Source organism: Streptomyces violascens, from assembly GCF_014649955.1.
In the GTDB taxonomy this organism is placed as follows: Bacteria; Actinomycetota; Actinomycetes; order Streptomycetales; family Streptomycetaceae; genus Streptomyces; species Streptomyces violascens.
Genome location: NZ_BMUA01000034.1, coordinates 26,728 through 41,263 on the forward strand (window position 1 = coordinate 26,728; position 14,536 = coordinate 41,263).

The following is a 14,536-nucleotide window of genomic DNA, read 5'->3' on the forward strand; positions in this document are numbered from 1 at the left end:
GACGGACACGGTACCGGCGCACCGCAGCGAGCCACGGACGCCACGGGATAAGGGCAACCCCACGAAGCCCATGAGGCTTGTGAGGAGTCGGGTGCGGCGTCAAGTTGAATGGCCAGCTCCAGGGAAACGGACCGGTCGAGGCCCTGGCACCGCGCCCCTGGACCGCGTTGATTCTCTCGGGGCTGGGCTGACATGCCGGGCTGCGGATTAAGCGGACGGCGAAGCTCGTTCGACAGGGCTCGACGGCCATGTCAGTGGGCTTTTTGCCGGGATACGAAGCCTTCCAGCAGCCCGATCAAGGCTGTCGTATCCGAGAGGTCCGGCAACACCACCGCAGCGCCGACTCTGGCCAGTTCGGCCTGGCTGTGGACGCCAGTAGCGACCGCGATGGCATGGGCGCCCGCCACCTCAGCGGCCTCGACATCCCGGGGGGTGTCTCCGACCAGCACCACGGGCGTCTCCGTCGGCAGACCATAGCGGTGGCGTACACGAGTGCGAGCTACATCTACCAGTGCGGGCCGCTGTTCTGCGTCCGCTCCGTAGGCACCGACGGACAGGTCGACCAGTCCGTCCAGGTCGAAGGCAGCCAGCTTTACCCGGGCATTGGCCTGGATGTTTCCAGTGAGAACTGACGACACCCAACTCTCCTGTGCGGAAGCTGTTTTGAGGATGGTTCGGACTCCGGGTAGTGCGTTGCCGCGAGCACGCAGGGCGTCGGCCCGTTCTTGACCAGCCTGGGTGAGAGCGGCCTCGATCTGTGGCCAAGGGGGCTCGGTGAGCGCATGCTGGTTGAACAGGCCGCGCATGATCAATCGGTCTGTGCGTCCCTCCGTCGCGGCAGCATGTTCCGGCCACTTGCCCGTGAGCAGCGCGTAGGCTCGGGCGTAAATCTCCTTGCTGACCCCGGAGTTCTCGATAAGCGTGTGGTCGATGTCCCACAGGACGATGAGCGGCATACCGCCAGCGTAAGCACCGTCCAGTACCAGCCATGCCTCCGGGCCACCCCGGTCCCGCCCTTGCTTGCCCTTGGACAACTCGGCTTGGATGACTCTTGTGAATGAACGGCTGCGCTCCGTGCTCGCCCAGCGCGGTGTCTCCCCGGAGTCACTTGCGGAAACCTTAAAGGTCGATCCCAAGACGGTCGGCCGCTGGCTCGGCGGGCGGGTACCGCACGCACGGCATCGCTTCGGCGTAGCTCAGCAGCTGCGCGTCGAGGAGTCCTTCCTGTGGCCCGCACCACAGCAGCCCGGCGGAATGAGCTCCGATCTCGTCGGCAGCTACCCCAATCGAGCCAGCGTCCCACGCGAGCTGTGGCTGTCCCTGCTGCGCGAGGCCGAGTCCGAAATCAGCGTGCTGGTGTTCTCCGGGACGTTCTTCGCCCAGTCCAACCCGCACGTCGCCAAGATGCTCGCCGAGCGCGCCCGCGACGGGGTACGGGTCCGGCTCTGCTTCGGCGACCCCACCGGCCAGGCCGTCGCGGTACGGGGCCGGGAGGAGGGCATCGGCGACACTCTCGCTGCCAAGATCCGCGCCTCGCTCACCTACTACCGGCCGCTCCTACCACAGGCCGGCTGCGAGGTGCGCCTGCACGACACCACCCTGTACACCTCGCTGTTCCGCTACGACGACACCCTGCTGGTCAACCCGCACGTCTACGGCCAGCCCGCCAGTGCCAACCCGCTGCTCCACCTCAAAAGGGCAGACAGTGCAGGCTGGTTCGATACGTACGCCGACAGCTTCAACACCGTCTGGGCCAGTTCACGGCCTTGGAGACTCGACCAGGAGGAGAGCACCGCCCATGGGCAGGACTGAGTACTACCACGACCCGAAAGCGCCCAAGGCAAACACCCTTATCCCGGCCAGCAACTTGCTTGTCGTCGACGAAGACGGTGCAATCCTGCTCCAACGACGCCGCGACACGGGGCAGTGGGCCCTGCCTGGCGGTGCCCAGGACATCGGCGAGACCGCCGCAGAGTGCGCGGTCCGCGAGTGCGAAGAGGAGACCGGCATCGTCGCCGAGATCACTGGCTTCCTCGGCGTGTACACCAACCCGCACCACATCGTCGCCTACACCGACGGTGAGATCCGCCAGCAGTACGAGAATGCCTACATCGGCCGTCCCGTCGGCGGGAAGCCGACCATCAACGACGAGGCCGATGGGGTTCGCTTCGTCCAACCCGCCGACCTCGACGACTACGACATCCACCCCAGCATGCGCCAGCAGATCGGCGACTACCTCGCCGGCACCTACCCCTACCTCGGGTGAGCCGCCAGCGCCACCTCCACCCGGCCCACCGCCGCAAAGATCTCGGGCGACGCCCGGCGGATGAACCGGCCCACCACGCTGTCCGCTCCATAGCGGCCCACGATCTCCGCGACACGCTCCTGAGCAGTGGTGGGCTCCCCGAAGGGCGTGGTGGTCATGTCACACCACACCAGCGCATCCACCAGCCGCTCGTCCCCCAGCAGCGGAAACTCCGCCTCCAGCACGTCCCTCAGCCCCCGCTCCTCCGCCTCAAGCAACGCGAAGGAGTGGTTGGCCACCAGCCGGACCAGCCGTTCGTCCGCCTGGTGCTCGTCACGCAGGAACCGAGCCCCGTCAAGCGGGTGGAAGCCGGTGACCGCCAGCCGTGGCGCATAGCCGACGTCGTGGAGCACCGCCGCAGCACTCAGCAGGTTGGCGTCGTCGCCCGCCGTTGCCGCAAGGCGAGCAGCGGCATGGGCCACACCCCGCGAATGTGCCCACCTACGGGGCAGTACTTGGCCGAGTTCGGTTTCAGCTACGTGCCGTGCCCAACGCGTATCCACTATCGATTCTCCCAACACAGTTTTACGCACTGTCCGGCGCGGAACCGGGTTTCGGTCGGGCGCCGAGGGCTGTTTACCTGGGATTCGAGCGCCTCCCGTCGATTTCCGCCGCGGCACCCCGGGGTAGGCCGGCCTCCTTCTTCTCCTACCAAACTGGTCGAGACCAGGTCACGAGATTGGTTGGGGTCCGCCGAATCCCGGCGAGCGGCTCCGCTGGCGTTCTCTCGCTCCTTGCCCGGCAAGGTCCGCCGTACGTCGATCTTCAACTTTGCTGCCCACGCCGGTAGCACCTGCCGTTGGTGCGGGACGCGGAAACTGGTTTGGTGCCTAGAAGCACTAGAGTGCGCCCGCATTGCCTGCCTGAGGCTTCACTGACGGCCATGTGTCAGGGCAGTCTGGTTGTGTCAATGGGCAGAGGAAGGAACGGGCAACCGTTCGGTGTAATTAGGGTAGCTTCCGGCGGCTCCGCTGGCGCGAACCCAACCAGCCACAGATCGAAGGGCGTTCGGGGGTGCTGAAACAACGGCGAGGAGACGGCCCCATGTTCAGCTTTGCGGCCGACGGTGCGTATGGTCGCCAAAGGTGAGTGCTCTGGATGCCCTTGTCGGTAATCTCCAGACACCCAGGGGAGGTCACGTGCATTCCATGCCTGCGGACGTTCGTCTCTGGCGATGTCAGACAGCGGGCGCTGCGCAACCACCGCCGTATCACTAGCCGAAAGCCCTCCGCAGGCCCGGGCCCGTCATCTCCACGACGACAGCCATGTCCCTCAACCCATCCGGCAGGTTCACGCGCTGCTCCTCACCGCTCACCAGGACACCGCCCGGAAGAGCGATGGCGGCGCCGAGGCAGTCGGCCAGTTCGGCGACGATGTCCAGGATTCCACCGTGTGGGAAGCGGTGCACGCTGATGCCATCGGTACTCACGTCCACCTCCGCTTCTCCGCCGTCGGCCGCCCGGATCAGCAACTCAGTGTCGTTCTGGCCCGAATTCACAGCATGAGGCGTCAATACCTCCCTGATCACCCGCTCGTCCAGCGATTCCGCCTCGCCGTCCACGAACCGGTGCAGGGAAAGCCCATGTCCCATGCGATTTCCCCCGCTTCCTTATGCGCCGGACTGACATTTTGGTCGCCCCACATGCCCGAACGACCCAACGTATCCAGCAACGGAAAGGGCTCTGCCCGGGCGAGATCGCCGGGGCAGAACCTTTTCTGTTGTCGCTTGTCGCAGATGACCACAGCAGCGGTACCGCTAGGACAATGCTGTCGCCTGCTTGAGGTAGGCGGGTCTACTCAACTGCGAAAGCGATGCTCCACTCAGTTGCCTTCTTCAGCCAAACCGACGGCCACTGGGAGACCCGAAGCGAACGCCTTGACGGCGGGGTCCGTCTCCTCGCCGGCAGCCTCGTTGAAGAGGCGGATCAACTCCTGTCGATCCTCGGCAGGCGCGTCGTCCAGCCGCCTGCGGAGGGTCCCTGTCCATGTTTCGGTGATTTTGACGGCGTCATCGGTGTCGATGGTGTCCTCGTCGGCCAGCTCAAGGCTGCCGAGCAGGGCCAGGTATGCGGCAGCGAGGACCTGAGCCGAGGTCCGCGAAGACTTTGTTGTCGCTGACGGTTCTTGCGGGGGAAGGCAGAGTTCGTCGGCAAGTTCCAGAAGCGACCGGTCCGCTTTCCAGAACCCCCTGCGGGCCATGTCCTGGCTGTGCATCGCTCCGGCGATCCTGCGGACTGCGCGAATATGGTCCTGCAAGTCATCGGCCGCAAGACTGTGCAGACCGTCCTGCGCGATCCGGATACCACGTCCGGTGAGCCGAGCCTTGCCCTCCGCACTGATGCCGACGAGCGCGCTCGAATCGTCCTCGCATGGGTCGCAAGCGTGGATGGAGGCGATGAGACCGACCACGCCCTCCGCGAGGATGGCCGCGAGGTACCACTGTCTCGGCTGCCGGCCCGCGACATGGATCCCCGAGGACAGGTCGTTGAGCTCGGTGGCGTTACGCGTGCGGAAACCGGCGAGCAGGAGCACGTTGTTGATGGCCTCATCCATCAGTGAACTGACCCGGACAGAGTGCTCGATCAGCGGCTCCAGGAGATCGAACCGGTCTGGCTTCATGAAACTCAGGGCAGTCTCGGCCAGCGATTCGCTGGGATTCCAGCTTACGTAGACGCCGCCAGCAGGACTGTCCGTCGTGCTGACACCAACGCACGCGCCGGTCCGTCTTTCGGCTGGGGCATTGGAAAATTCAACGTACGAGGGAAGTCCCGCGTACTGGAGCTCCCGGGAGACTGCCTCTGCCAGCGCATGCCACGCGGCGAGGACTTCTTCCGGAGCATGCGGGGTGCCACTTCTTTCCGCATTCGTGCGGATTTGAGGATCTATGTATGTCAAGAGGTCTCCTGAGTCACTTGCCCGCGGCGCGACGGTTCGGCCTGCCGATTCTCCCCGCCCGGTCAAGCCTGTTGCCACTCGGGCGAAATTGTGGAGGCCCCGCCGGAACGAAAGATCCCGGCGGGGCCCTGGCAGCAACTACATCAATGGTTCTGGCGCGTCTTGCTTCTGCACCTCAGCGCCTTGGCCGCGGGCCGTGGAACGTGCCATTCGTCCGCCCTTCGCTTGGCTGATGTATTGCGCGAGAAGTTGCTTCGAGGCTGGCGCGTACTCAAGGGCGTACGGGACGGAATAGGTGACCGTGACATCTGGCCCGAGAGCCTTCGCAAGAGCATCGTCACAGTCCTTGCACGGCTGCCGCTCGGTGTACATGGCAGTGATCTTCTTGGGGTCGACGCCCTTCGCTTTCAGGATGTCCAGGATCTCTGTCTCGGAGTGCCCGCTCCACCCGCTGCTGGCAACCACGAGGTCACCGGTCTTGGGATCGTTCCAGCCTGGCACCCTCGCCACGGCCACGTTGTGATCTGCGCCGTAGAAGCCATTCTCCACCCGGTACTCGAATGCGAGGTGACTCAACTCGTCGCTGTTGTATCCGATCAGCTCCAGCGGGCAGGAACCCTTGGCCGCCGGCATACGGGCGGACAGCATGGCGCGTGCACCCGTACCGCACGCCTTGACGAACCTGTCGAAGAGCTTCGCACCAATGCCCGTGATGGCAGCGTCGGTGAGACCGGCTGCGCGCAGGCCCTTCCAGGCATCCCCCACCCCGATGCCAAACCTCACCGCCGCGTCGAGGGACTTGACGCCGTCCGCGATCGCGTTGATCGCGGCACTGCCCAAGACGAGGGTGGTGATGTCGAAGGCTGCCCAGCCGCAGTTGCCCCAGCTCCCGCCTCCTCCTGTGATCTTGTCCCAGCAGCCGACGAAGTCCTCGGTGAGTGCCTTCACGAACCCCTTGGAGACAGCGTCATTGAACGCTTGCGGCGTGATGACGTGAGTGATCTCTTGGGTCTCAGGCTTCTTCAGTTCCTGAGTGGTGAGGTAGAGGGTGTCAGAAGCGAGGCACCCGGCCTGCGCGTCCGGGATATCTGGATTGGTGCACAGGTAGAGGTCGACGAACACCTTGCCGGTGACCTTCGCAGTGAGGACGCAGTCACCCGTGTGGGCAAGGATGTTGCAGTTGTCCTTCTTCAGGATCTCCGGGTCCCCGACGGGCTCGAACCTGGACTTGTAGAAGACGCCGCCGATGCTGCCCGCACCGGTTGTGATCTGTTTGTTCTTCTCCTTCGTCGCGCCCTGGTCGGCTGCGGTCTGGGCGTCCTTGGCGAGCTTGTCGGCGTCTTTCGAGGCCTGTTCGGCCTGGGTTGCTGCGATGTCGGCGCGGTCGGCTGCGGCGCGGGCGTCCTTGGCGTCCTGGGTGGCCTGGGCTGCCGCCACGTGCGCGGCGTCGGCGTCCAGGGCTGCCTGGTCGGCCGCCGTGCGGGCGTCCTTGGCGTAGCCCTCTGCTTGGCCTGCTGCGGTGTTGGCGGCTGCGGCGTCTTCGGTGGCCTGGCGGTCGTACTCGATGGTGCGGGCCAGTGAGTCGGCGGCCTTGGACGCTGCTGTGGCCGCGGCGGCCGCGTAGCCGAGGGCTTCGGTGGCGTAGCCGCGGGCGTCTGCTGCGTAGCGGGCGGCGTTGGCCGCGTGCTGGTAGGCCTCCTTGGTGTCGGCCTGGGCCTGGTCGGCGAGGGCCTGGGCGGTGGCCGCTGCGTTCTGGGCGTTCTGGGAGTGGGCGTCGGCGACGGCTTTTTGCTGTTCGGCGATCGTCTTGGACGCCTGTCCGGCCAGGACGACCAGGCCGGCGGCGGAGTCGGTGGTGATGTAGGGGGAGCCGAGCTGGATGGCGTCGTTGGCGGGTTTGGCGACCTGGACGGCAGCGTTGCCGGCGTCTTCGGCAGCTTGGGCGGTGACGTGGGCGTAGCCGGCGGCCTTCGCCGATGCCTCGACCGCCTTCGCGGCTTCCTTGCTGGCCTCGTCCGCCTGCGTTTTGGCGGTCTTGGCCTTCGCCTCGGCCTCGTCGGCGAGCTTGACGGCGGTGTTGGCTTCGGAGGCAGCGTGCTGGGATGCGGCGAGTGCGTCGGCTTCGGCGCTGGTCGCGGTCTTCACCGCGGCATCGGCCTTCGCCTTGGCCGCCTGGGCGGCGTCCGCATCGGAGCGGGCACGCTTAGCGGCCGCCTCGGCCCGGGTGGCCGCGGCATCCGCCTCTGCGGCCGCTGCCGAGGCCGCGTCGGCCTCGGAACGTGCCTTACTGGCGGCTGCTTCGGCCTCATCGGCGTGCTTGGCCGCTTCGTTGGCGGCTGCCCTCGACTCCTTGGCATCAGCCTCAGACTCACGAGCCTGCGCGTAGGCGGCCAACGCGTCGGCCTTGGCTCGGGCCGCATCGGCTTTCTGCTGGGCGTCCCAGGCGTCGTCCCGCTTGGCCTTCGCGTTGTCGCGGGCCTTGACCGCGGCATTCTTCTTCTCGACCGCGGTTGCTTCGGAGGCTTCGGCCTTGTCCTTGGCGGTCTTTGCGTTGGCCGCTTCGGTCTGGGCGTTCTGCTTGTGCTGGGCGGCCTCGCCCTGCTTGACGACGGCGGTGTCCTTCTCCGTCTTCGCCGTGGCCGCTTCGGCCTCGGCAGCCAGGCGTTTGGCGTGCGCGTCGGCGGCCGCCGCCTTCGCATCGCCCTCGGCCTTCAAGGTGTCGGCGAGTTTGGCCTCCGCGGTCTCCTTGTCCTTCTTCGCGTTGTCACGGTGGATCTTCGCCGCATCTGCGGCTGCCTTGGCCTGCCATTCGGCCGTCTCCGCCGCCTTCTTGCGGAACTCGGTCTGCACCTGCGCCGCCTGCGCCAGCGCCCGCTGCGCGATGGTCTGGCTGTCAGCGCCGGAGGCGCGGGTGGCGGCCTCGGCGGTCACGCCGGCGTTCACCATCGCCTGAAGGGCCGCGAGCGTGGCCTGGGTGACCTGGTTCTTCTGCTGACCCACCAGCAGGCCCCGGCCACGCGGCGCGCCCGCGGCATCCGCGCTGGTGTAGGCGGTCTGCTCGGCGGTGTCCGACGCGGCCGCGGCCTTCTGCGCGGTGGCGAGCTGGGCCCGGAGGATCTCGAGTTGCTGCTTGGCCCCGCTCTGGGCGCCGTTGATGCCGTTCCTGGCCTGGGTGAACTGGGTGTCGGGGGGCACGGTGCCGTTGTGACCGGTCGGCTTGACGTCGAACTTCTGCGCCCCGGTGCCGTTGCACGGCCACAGCCATGCGTCGTTGCCGTTGTTGAAGGTGTGCAGATCCAGGCACTTGCCCGCGCCGACGTTCTTCAGCGGGGTCGTGGCGCGGAGGTTGAATTCCCAGCCCTGGGCGGCCGTTCCGTTGCACTGGTAGATCTGGATCTTGGTGCCGTCGTCGGTCTTCCCTCCCGCCGCGTCCAGGCACTTGAGGGAATCGACACTCTGCAGGTGCGATCCGCGGCCGTCGCCGTAGATCCTCCACTGCTGGGCTGCGGTGCCGTTGCAGGTGTACAGCTGAACGGGGGTTCCATTGTCCGTCCGGCCGCCTTCCACATCCAGGCACTTGCCCTGTGCGTCATGCACCTCGATCACAGCCGGTGCATCACCGACCCAGCCGGCACCGCCGGGTGACCAGTAGTCCTGCCAGCGGGCTATGTGATCGGCCACCCACGAGTCGCCGAGCAGCTCCCCCAGCGCCTTCGCGCCGGTGGCCAGCGCCTTGGTGGCGTCCGCGCTGGCGCTCAGGATCTGGTTGCGCTGCACGGCCTGCGCGGCCACCTCCTGCTGCCACTCCGACGCGGCGGTGTCGGTGATACCGCCCAGCACCTTGTCCGGGTCGAGCGGATCACGCCAGGCGCACGATGCGAAACGGGACTTCAGGTCCTCGACCGCGATGCGGTACTCCGCCGTGCCCGGCTGCGGCGCGGTGCGGGGAAAGCCGCCGGAGGCCAGGAAGATGCGGGCGTCGTCCGATCCGGCCTTGTCCAACCAGTCGCCGCGCAACCACTGGAACGCGCTGCGCTCCGCCAGAGCGCGGTTCCACTCCTCTCCTGACAGCCCGCCCGATGTGGGGTCCGTGCCGTACCGGGGCAGGCCCACGGCATCAATGGCCTGCAGCGTCTTCGCATCGGCCGTCGGCGTGGAGTCCTGGTAGAAGTCGCTCTCGGCCTTCCAGAACCGGTCCGCGATCCACCGGGACAGACCGGTCTGATCGTAGAAGCTCTGCCGGCCGTCACCGGCCGTGCCCGGCGGGTCCGAGAAGTCGGCGACACTGGCGAAACCGGCCGGAGCCGACAGCCCCGAAAGAGGTCCCTTCCATTCTTTCTGCTTGGCAGCCATGGCATCGAGCTGCTTGGCCGCCCCGTCACGGTCCGCCTGGTACGCCGTAGCGAGCGGAGTCTTCTGCCAGTACTGCCGATCGGCCAGAGTGTGGAGCTTGTCGGCCGGCTGGTTGAGACCGTCCTGCGCGCTCTGGGCCATGGACGACCCGCCCAGCCGCAGCACATCCGCCATCAGGCACTGGTCCTGCCGCAACTGCTCAGCAGAGGTGTCCTCGTTCCAGGCATAGGAATTGCTCGCAGCCTCAGCACCCCGCCCCAGGTCGGTCAAACCGGGCTGGATGGCGAGCCCGGCTGTGACAGCCAGCGCGGTGACGGAGGTTATGACTGAGGTCAGGACTGTGGATCTTCGTGATCTGGGCGTACGGAACCATGGACTGGAGCGCACTTGGGCATCCTCCGCTTCGTCGTTCACACCGGTGAGGCCGACGGCCGGGAGCCGGTCAAGGACTGGGAAGCTGTTGCCTTGACCGCACGTCAGGAACGCGCCACTCAGCAAGGATTGGTGCACAGAGCAGCGATAACAGCATGGCGACGCAGCCCTCCCCCTGGGCGACGGCGTCCCCCCGGCCACCGAATGTCACGCGTGCATCCAGATTGGTGAAGATTTCGTGCACGCGGCGCTCACCATAGACACAAGGCGGAGGAGCGGAACAAGGAATATCGCGAAAGCCCCACAGGTCGCGCCATAGGTACGGACATGTTCCGGAACCCATCGAACGTACGCGCATGCTAGGCAACACCTGTGATGTTCCTGTGAAGCGGAATACGCCAACCAGGACTTTAGGCCTGTTTGTCCCCCCTATCGAAGTGGCGTGATCCCACTGGCCTCAGGTCTCGGCGGATGAGGGGCTGTTTGAGGTTCCAGTCGGTGCGCCGAGGCGTCGCTGACGCCCGCGTTGAGCAGAGTCACCCAGCGTTCCTTGCCCGTGTACACAAGGCATGGCGAGGCTAGACACTCCTGAGTGCTGGCGCTTGGTAGCGGTCCGGTCTTCCCGCTGCGCCGCTCACTTCGAGGCCTCTTCTTCGCTCACTTAGGCTCCGAAACATGAGCACGTACCTGGAGCCTCGCCGTGTCCGGATCTCTACCCGTCCAGACGAACCGGCCGTGATCGAGATCGACGGCCGTGACGTGGCCTCGGCGGTTGAGGCTTACCGGATCACGCAGACGCAGGATGAGGGCCCGGAGGTGACGTTGTACGTCGCCGAGAGCTGGCAGGGCGTCGAGTTCAACGGCATGGCTGAGGTGGTGGCGGAGCCTGCCGATCTACGGCACGTGGTAGTCAACTTCCTTGCTGCCGTGGACTGGCAGAAGCTCGATGAGGCAGTGCTGGACCGCAACGATCTCAACGGGAAGCCGGGTGAGTTGACCCGCGGAGTGCTGGCGCAGCTGACGGAGTGGGCCAAGAGTGCTTGATCAGTCTGCGGTCAGCCGGTTCGCGGAGCGGCATCTGATGCCGGACAAGGTGCGAGTTGTGCGGGACGGCGGGGACGACCTGCTCGATCCGGCGACCGGTCAGCTGGTCCCTGTGCCTGATCTTGTGGTCTACGACGGGCAGTCGGGTCTGTACGGGCGGCAGGAGCGTATCCGTGCCCGTACCGGGCGGGAATCGGCGTGGGTTGAGGAAGTTCGCCCCGCCTATCGGATGTTGTTCCCCCTGGGGGCACCGGAGTTTCGTGAGGCGGACACCGTGACGGTGGTGGAGGCCCGTGACGGGCACGCTGTGGGGCGTACGTACCGGGTGGCGGCGCTCGACGAGGTGTCGTCGTTCCCGGTGTTGCGCACCGTGTGGCTGGAGGAGCACGACCGGAAGAAGCCGTGAGCGGCGGTTCGTTCACCGATGCTGGCGCGCTGGCTGCCGCGTTGGACCGTGGGGTGGAACGGTCGCTAGTTGCGGTGGAGGCGGCGATGCGACACAGCGCCCAAGCACTCGTGCAGGACGTGCGGCAGCGGGCTTCGGGACGTCCCGGTCCCCGGGTGATCACCGGCCGGTACCGGGCATCGTGGAGCAGCGAGGTACACCGGGCTGGTCGAGTCGTCGTCGGTGACGTTGGTACGAGTGCGCCGCAAGGCAGGCGGTTGGAGTTCGGGTTCGTCGGTGTCGACAGCCTCGGTCGGCACTACAGCCAGCGGCCGTACCCGCATCTCGGACCTGCCGTGGATCAGGCGGGATCTCGGCTCGTGCAGGACCTCGGCCGCGCTGTCGAGGGGGCGTTGTGAGTGAGGTGATGCTCGACTTGGAGGAGGCCTTGGCCGAGGTGCTTGCTGCCCATGATCGGGGCATGCTCACGCGGGCTGTCGTGGTCGCCGAGGTTCTCGACGGTGACGGTGACCGGTCATTGTCGATGCTGACGACGCCGGGTGTTCCGGAGTGGGATGCGCTCGGCCTGTGCCGGTACGCAGTGCTGTCTATTGAGGGTCCGGCTGCGGCTTTCTTCGCGGGAGACGACGAGTGATCGACCGGGGGCCGCTCACCGCAGCCGTACAGGATCTGTTGGCTCGGGCAACAGGGCGTCCATGCGGGCTAGGTGAACTACCGCTGGTGGACGGCGAGCCAGCTGAGTTGCCGTACGCGGTGCTCTACCCGCTGGGTGGGACGCCTGCTGCGACACCCTTCGTAGACTCATGGGCAGAAGCCACGCTCACCTACCAAGTCACGGTGGTAGCCCGGCGCATGGATCAGGCGGAGTGGCTGGCGGACCGGGTTCGTCGCGCTGTTCTGCAGCGGACGGCGTCGGGCGCCTGGGTCAACGGCCTGGAGGCGTCGGGGTTGTACGTATGGGCGCGGCGGCAGCTAGCCGACGACGGCTTCGACAGTGAGTCGGCGAAGGACTGCGTGGTATCGGGGGCCCAGAGGTTCCAGTTCTCCGTTACCGGGTGAGCAAGTGTCGTCATTTTGCTGGCCGGTGCGTAGCTATCCGCGCCGGGCCTTCGCGCGTAGGCCCGTGTTCCGGGAGTCGTTTCCGTCACTGCTCCCACATTTCCAGCCATTGCAGACGATCCAGCATTCGAACTGATAGACGAATCAGGTAGATCTTGCTCCTGACCTGGCGTCCGGGCCTCCGGACGCTATTGAAGGGGGTATGACATGTCTGCAAGACCCCTGCGGCGCCACGCAGCCCGTATACAGGCTGCGGCGCTGCTGGTTACTGTCGCGCTCATCCCAGTTGCTGGCCCGGCGGTTGCCGCACCAGCAGCCACCGACAGCACGCCGGACCTTTCCACGGCGACGCTGGTGCTGCCGCCCGGCGCCAAGACTCCAACTCTCACCGACCTTCAGGACGCCACCACCCGCAAGGGACTGGAGCGTGCGGCACAGGTTGCCCAGGAGTCGCAGACTGCCCGAGAGACGACGGGGCCCGCGGCCAAGAGCGCGGCTGTCGCCGCCACTCCGTCAGCCGTGGCCCCTCTGCCGTCAGCACGCCGATCCATGGGAGCAATGGCGGTCCAGTACCCGGAACCGGCACGCACTATGGCGATGGGCGAGTGCAAGGCCCAACTGGGCGGGGATACGCAGTTCTACATCAAGTCCCGCTTCGCGGTGTGTAGCGGGAAGCAGGTCACGGTCATATGGAAGCGCAAGGACTCCAACACACCGGTCGGGGAGAGCACGTTCAAGCTCTACGTCGTCGGCACGATTCCGCAGGAGGCTGACCGCACTATCCACTTCGACTACTACTTCACTGATTTTTCCAAGATCGGAACGACGGAGACAAGCGGCCAGATCCATCTGGTTAACGGGCAGCTTCCGCAGACCTGGCCGTCGACTGCCCAGCCAGCTTTTGGCGGCAACCTGCCGACCCAGTACATGAGTTGGGATCAGCTGTCCCAGGGCGGCGGCGCCACCTTCCAGCACACGGTACGTTTTGCTCCGGGCCAGGGCACCGGAGCAGGCGCTGCTGACGTGGTGTTCGCGGTGTACCAGCCTGTGCTCACCTCGCTTCTACCGAAAGGCTGGGACAACGGCAAGGGCGGACAGGACCTTCCTGATGTCAAGCCATTCATGATGGCCCCTCGCTGGGACGCGGCCTCATACCTGCGCAACTCCACCGGATCCGGGAATCCCGCGAACAAGGGCGGAGCGGCCTTCAGTTACCTGACGACGTTGAACTACAGCGCCCAGGCTGGTGCGCCCGAGCAGGCAGTGGCCCAGCACATCCAGTTGGCCTTCACCAACCCGACGGCCACCAAGCCTCTCAACGCGCTCAAGAAGATCCCTGGCAACAGCGCCGATCACCCACTGCACCGGCTCTACCTTGACCAGAAGCGCCGCGAGCGAAACCGTGCGGTGGCCGTACGCGAATGCACCCGCTACTGGGGGCCCAACTACACCGACGGCGGCAAGGAATGCGACGAGTTTCCCTTCGCCACCACCTACGAAGGCTCCGCACTTGAGGAGTACGACGTGCACGCCGAGAAGCTGAACTACTCGGCCATGCCGCTGGACGGCACCCAGAACGGCGCCGCCGGCAACCTGCTGAGCGGCTTCTACACCAGCAACCGGATCATCGACGGTCCAGAGGACGGCTTCACGGTCAGCATCACCGGCAGTGCGCCGGAACGCCGCGGCCTGCTGACCAACCAGAACAGCAATAAGTGCCTGGAGATCGATGGCTCCAGCACTGTCAACGGTGCTCTTGCCCAACAGTGGGACTGCAACGGGCAGCCGGGCGCGGTGTGGGTGACGAGGCCGACGTCTGACGGCACCTATGTAAACCTCGTCAATGACCGCAGCGGGAAGTGCCTGGAAGTCGCGGATTCACGTAAGGACAACGGTGCTCCCGTGCAGCAATGGGACTGTGCTGGTGTCAGCACCCAGGAGTGGGAGCTCCAGGGCACCCCGAGTAGCCGCATCCTGAAGAATGTCAACAGCGGCAAGATCCTTGAGATCGACAACTCCAGCACAGCAAACGGTGCACGGGTCCAACAGTGGGACAACGTGGGTCAGCCGTCCGCGAAGTGGCGCGAGGACTGAGCTCATGG

The 14,536-nt window shown here is 66.1% G+C and carries 13 protein-coding genes; 8 read left to right on the plus strand and 5 right to left on the minus strand.

Features of this window, described 5'->3' with window-relative positions; all coding sequences use genetic code 11:
• Positions 1-251: 251 nt before the first annotated feature.
• Positions 252-956 carry an HAD family hydrolase gene (locus IE206_RS37170; RefSeq protein ID WP_189970261.1) on the minus strand — a complete coding sequence of 235 codons (705 nt, stop codon included), beginning with the start codon at positions 954-956 and terminating at the stop codon, positions 252-254.
• A 97-nt stretch (positions 957-1,053) separates the two neighbouring features.
• Here IE206_RS37170 and IE206_RS37175 point away from each other — a divergent pair, with 97 nt between their 5' ends.
• Positions 1,054-1,812 (plus strand): DUF5919 domain-containing protein, encoded by a 759-nt coding sequence (locus IE206_RS37175; RefSeq protein ID WP_189970323.1) that lies wholly within the window; start codon positions 1,054-1,056, stop codon positions 1,810-1,812.
• Positions 1,799-2,266, plus strand: coding sequence for an NUDIX hydrolase (locus tag IE206_RS37180; protein WP_189970263.1), 468 nt, complete (start codon positions 1,799-1,801; stop codon positions 2,264-2,266). The genes IE206_RS37175 and IE206_RS37180 overlap by 14 nt, the downstream gene beginning before the upstream one ends.
• Here the strand turns inward: IE206_RS37180 and IE206_RS37185 are convergent.
• From IE206_RS37185 to IE206_RS37200, 4 genes are all read right to left on the minus strand, one after another.
• Entirely contained in the window at positions 2,254-2,823 is a 570-nt protein-coding gene (locus IE206_RS37185; RefSeq protein WP_189970326.1) for an HD domain-containing protein, read from the minus strand. The genes IE206_RS37180 and IE206_RS37185 overlap by 13 nt on opposite strands.
• Positions 2,824-3,518: 695 nt before the next feature.
• Complete coding sequence (locus IE206_RS37190) at positions 3,519-3,896, minus strand: hypothetical protein (RefSeq protein ID WP_189970265.1); 378 nt, start codon at positions 3,894-3,896, stop codon at positions 3,519-3,521.
• 230 nt (positions 3,897-4,126) lie between these two features.
• A complete protein-coding gene (locus tag IE206_RS37195; protein WP_189970267.1) occupies positions 4,127-4,924 on the minus strand; it encodes a hypothetical protein in 798 nt (265 codons plus the stop codon).
• 414 nt (positions 4,925-5,338) lie between these two features.
• A complete protein-coding gene (locus tag IE206_RS37200) occupies positions 5,339-9,727 on the minus strand; it encodes an RICIN domain-containing protein (protein WP_226599979.1) in 4,389 nt (1,462 codons plus the stop codon).
• 873 nt (positions 9,728-10,600) lie between these two features.
• On the opposite strand from IE206_RS37200, the gene IE206_RS37205 reads away from it, so the two are divergent.
• The 6 genes from IE206_RS37205 to IE206_RS37230 all read left to right on the plus strand — a co-directional run bounded on the left by IE206_RS37205 (position 10,601) and on the right by IE206_RS37230 (position 14,528).
• Positions 10,601-10,969, plus strand: coding sequence for a hypothetical protein (locus IE206_RS37205; RefSeq protein ID WP_189970272.1), 369 nt, complete (start codon positions 10,601-10,603; stop codon positions 10,967-10,969).
• Positions 10,962-11,375: a DUF6093 family protein gene (locus IE206_RS37210; RefSeq protein ID WP_226599557.1), complete on the plus strand. Its 414-nt coding sequence runs from the start codon at positions 10,962-10,964 to the stop codon at positions 11,373-11,375. The genes IE206_RS37205 and IE206_RS37210 overlap by 8 nt, the downstream gene beginning before the upstream one ends.
• Before the next feature lie 74 nt (positions 11,376-11,449).
• Positions 11,450-11,773: an HK97 gp10 family phage protein gene (locus IE206_RS43740; RefSeq protein ID WP_506005494.1), complete on the plus strand. Its 324-nt coding sequence runs from the start codon at positions 11,450-11,452 to the stop codon at positions 11,771-11,773.
• Positions 11,770-12,009, plus strand: coding sequence for a hypothetical protein (locus IE206_RS37220; protein WP_189970278.1), 240 nt, complete (start codon positions 11,770-11,772; stop codon positions 12,007-12,009). Before IE206_RS43740 ends, IE206_RS37220 begins: the two co-directional genes overlap by 4 nt.
• Before the next feature lie 86 nt (positions 12,010-12,095).
• Positions 12,096-12,434 carry a hypothetical protein gene (locus IE206_RS37225; RefSeq protein ID WP_189970280.1) on the plus strand — a complete coding sequence of 113 codons (339 nt, stop codon included), beginning with the start codon at positions 12,096-12,098 and terminating at the stop codon, positions 12,432-12,434.
• Between the two features lie 207 nt (positions 12,435-12,641).
• Positions 12,642-14,528, plus strand: coding sequence for an RICIN domain-containing protein (locus IE206_RS37230; RefSeq protein WP_189970282.1), 1,887 nt, complete (start codon positions 12,642-12,644; stop codon positions 14,526-14,528).
• Positions 14,529-14,536: the final 8 nt, after the last annotated feature.

Coding starts and splice junctions, on each gene's coding strand:
- IE206_RS37170 (WP_189970261.1), bottom strand. CDS start 956: ATGCCGCTCATCGTCCTGTGGGACATCGACCACACGCTTATCGAGAAC.
- IE206_RS37180 (WP_189970263.1), top strand. CDS start 1,799: ATGGGCAGGACTGAGTACTACCACGACCCGAAAGCGCCCAAGGCAAAC.
- IE206_RS37190 (WP_189970265.1), bottom strand. CDS start 3,896: ATGGGACATGGGCTTTCCCTGCACCGGTTCGTGGACGGCGAGGCGGAA.
- IE206_RS37195 (WP_189970267.1), bottom strand. CDS start 4,924: ATGAAGCCAGACCGGTTCGATCTCCTGGAGCCGCTGATCGAGCACTCT.
- IE206_RS37200 (WP_226599979.1), bottom strand. CDS start 9,727: ATGGCGGATGTGCTGCGGCTGGGCGGGTCGTCCATGGCCCAGAGCGCG.
- IE206_RS37205 (WP_189970272.1), top strand. CDS start 10,601: ATGAGCACGTACCTGGAGCCTCGCCGTGTCCGGATCTCTACCCGTCCA.
- IE206_RS37230 (WP_189970282.1), top strand. CDS start 12,642: ATGTCTGCAAGACCCCTGCGGCGCCACGCAGCCCGTATACAGGCTGCG.